This window comes from Thermomonas sp., from assembly GCF_035369645.1.
In the GTDB taxonomy this organism is placed as follows: Bacteria; Pseudomonadota; Gammaproteobacteria; order Xanthomonadales; family Xanthomonadaceae; genus Thermomonas.
In genome coordinates, this window is sequence record NZ_DAOOUM010000088.1 from 1 (window position 1) to 2,762 (window position 2,762).

Genomic DNA, 2,762 nt, shown 5'->3' on the forward strand with positions numbered 1-2,762 from the left:
CGTATCGTGGTGCTCAAAGCCAGTTTGGAAGAGCGCAAAATCGACTTCAGGCTGGTCGAAAATGAGGACACAGGTGGGCTAAAGCCATTGCCAGAACGCGGCAAACCGGCCAAGCGCGTGAAGCAGAAGTATTGAGCAGGCACAATATCCCCATGAGCAAACCTACCCAATGGATCGTTGGCCTGAACGCGGTGGCGTCGGCGCTGGAGCATGACGCCGAACATGTACGCGAAGTGCTGCTGGAAGCCGGCGGCAAGAATCCGCGCATCACCGAAATCGAACAAGAAGCGCGGCGCAAGGACATCGACGTGCGGCGCGTCAACCAGCAGGCGCTGGACGGCGTGGCCGGTGGTGTGCGCCATCAGGGCGCGGCGGCGCGCTATGCGGCGGCCAGGACCTGGGACGAGCATGAGCTCCCCGCCTTGGTCGAAGCCGCCGAAGGCCGCGCCTTGCTGCTGGTGCTGGACGGCGTGCAAGACCCGCACAACCTTGGCGCGTGCCTGCGCAGCGCGGCAGCGGCGGGTGCCACCGCGGTCATCATTCCCAAAGACAAAGCGGTGCAGATCAATGCCACCGTGCGCAAAACCTCGGCCGGTGCGGCCGACATCCTGCCGATTTTTTCGGTCACCAATCTCTCGCGCAGCCTGCGTGAACTGCAAAAACTCGGGGTGTGGATTTATGGGTTGGCTGGCGAAGCCGATGCCTCGCTCTACGCCATTGACCTGAAGGGCAATGTGGCCTTGGTGCTGGGCAGTGAAGGCGACGGCCTGCGCCGCCTGACCCGCGACAACTGCGACCAACTGGTCAAGATTCCGATGCCGGGCAATTTCGAAAGTCTCAATGTATCGGTGGCTACCGGTGTGGCCCTGTTTGAAGCTGTACGCCAGCGGAGCGCGTGATGGCCCTAGAATTGGCGTGGTACGACTGGGTGGGTATCGCCGGCACGCTGGCGGTGTTGGTGGCGTTTTTCTTGCTGCAAGCCGGCAAGTTGTCCGGCACCGGCATCGTCTATCAGCTGCTCAATCTGTTTGGCTCCGGCGGCGTATTGGTGTCGCTGCTGGGCAAGTTCAATGTCTCGGTGTTTGTGCTGGAAGCGGTATGGATGGCGATCAGCGCCTACGGCATCATGCGCACGCTGAAGTTGCGGAGCGCGCAGCCACCGCGTTAGTGCGACGTGTGCGTTGTGTTGGTTTCGGAGCAGAGCCCGTGCATGGTTTGCTCATGGCGTGTTGCAATCCCGCCCGCGCCAGCCATTGGCAATCGTGCAAAACAGTTTGGCGGTTTGTTCGGTGTCGTACACCGCGCCGTGCGCCTCGTTGGGGTCCCAGCCCAGGCCTGCGGCCATCGCTGCGCGGGCCAGCACGGTTTGGCCGTAGCACAGGCCGGCCATGGTGACGGTATCAAACACGCTGAACGGGTGAAACGGGTTGCGCTTGTGGGCAACGCGCGCCACCGCAGCATTCAAAAAATTGAGATCGAAGTGGGCGTTGTGGCCGACCAAAATGGCGCGGGTGCAGGCGTGTTTTTTCATCGCGGCGCGCACCGGCACGAAGATCGCATCCAGGCCTGTGCGTTCGTCCACTTCACCGCGCAATGGATGGCCAATTTTGATGCCCGTCACTTCCAATGATTTCGGGTCGATGCTGGTGCCGGGTGCGGGCGCGATGTGGGCGTGCGCCACTGCGCCTGGCATGTAGTTGCCGGCCTCGTCGAGTTCGATGGGCACCGCGGCGATTTCCAGCAACGCGTGTTTGTTCCAATCAAAACCGCCGGTTTCAACATCGACCACCACCGGCAAGTAGCCGCGAAAGCGTTCGACCATCGGGGGAAAGGTGGGGGTGTGGGGTGTATCGGTCATCCACAAATGCTAGCAGAGCATGCGAAAAGGCGATGCCACGCAAACGCATATCAACCGCATATCAACGGTCGGCAGGCTTAGTTGGCATGCGCCTGTGGCGAATGTCCACGGCCTTGCAACAACAATAGTAGCGACGGCAACAGCAAGAGTACCAATGGGACGGCGGCGATCAGGCCAAAAATGATGGCAGTGGCCAAGGGCTGCTGCAAACCCGCACCACGGCTGACACCCAAAGCCAATGGGGCCAAGGTGAAGATTGCAATCAATGCCGACATCAGGATCGGACGCAGGCGTTTCTCGCCGGCTTCGATGAGCGATGTCGCAGTGATCACGTGCCCGGCGGGAAGCTCGGAGAGATAAAACACGATCAGCTCGGTCACCATGCCGATGACCATGGTCAACCCCATCAGTGCAGAAACATCCAGTTCGATACCAGTCAACCACAAGCCGATAAACACGCAGGCCGCACTCAACAAGACTGCGGTCACCGCGGCGAGTGTCCATGCAATGCGCTCAAACAGGTAGGTGAGTAGCAAGGCCGCCAACAAGAGTGCTGCTGAAAACACCATGGCCATATCGGTAAAGCTTTGCCGCTGTTGCGCGTACAAGCCGCCGTATTCCACGCGAATCGCACTGGGCAGTGCCAAGCCGGTGACGGTCTTGCGTACATCCGTCATCACCGAACCTAGATCGCGACCTTGCAGGCGTGCAGTGACATCGATGAATGGTGCGAGGTCTTCTCGCGTGCGCTGCTTCTGCCCAGCCAAGACATGTACTTTCGCAACTTGCCCTAGCGCCAATGCATGGCCATCGGGCGCAATCAAGGGCAGGTCGCGGAGTAGTTCTGTCCGTGTGTGGAGTGCGGCAGGGACACCTACGCGCACATTGATCAATTGTTCGCCGA

The 2,762-nt window shown here is 60.4% G+C and carries 4 protein-coding genes; 2 read left to right on the top strand and 2 right to left on the bottom strand.

Features of this window, described 5'->3' with window-relative positions; all coding sequences use genetic code 11:
* Positions 1 to 152: 152 nt before the first annotated feature.
* Positions 153 to 899 (top strand): 23S rRNA (guanosine(2251)-2'-O)-methyltransferase RlmB, encoded by a 747-nt coding sequence (gene rlmB / locus PK789_RS11555; protein WP_324308968.1) that lies wholly within the window; start codon positions 153 to 155, stop codon positions 897 to 899.
* Complete coding sequence (locus tag PK789_RS11560) at positions 899 to 1,168, top strand: CBU_0592 family membrane protein (protein ID WP_223628563.1); 270 nt, start codon at positions 899 to 901, stop codon at positions 1,166 to 1,168. Before rlmB ends, PK789_RS11560 begins: the two co-directional genes overlap by 1 nt.
* 51 nt (positions 1,169 to 1,219) lie before the next feature.
* On the opposite strand, the gene rnt is transcribed toward PK789_RS11560, so the two are convergent.
* Positions 1,220 to 1,858 carry a ribonuclease T gene (gene rnt / locus PK789_RS11565; protein ID WP_324308970.1) on the bottom strand — a complete coding sequence of 213 codons (639 nt, stop codon included), beginning with the start codon at positions 1,856 to 1,858 and terminating at the stop codon, positions 1,220 to 1,222.
* Between the two features lie 77 nt (positions 1,859 to 1,935).
* On the bottom strand, positions 1,936 to 2,762 hold an 827-nt coding region (locus PK789_RS11570), incomplete at its 5' end, for an efflux RND transporter permease subunit (RefSeq protein WP_324308971.1).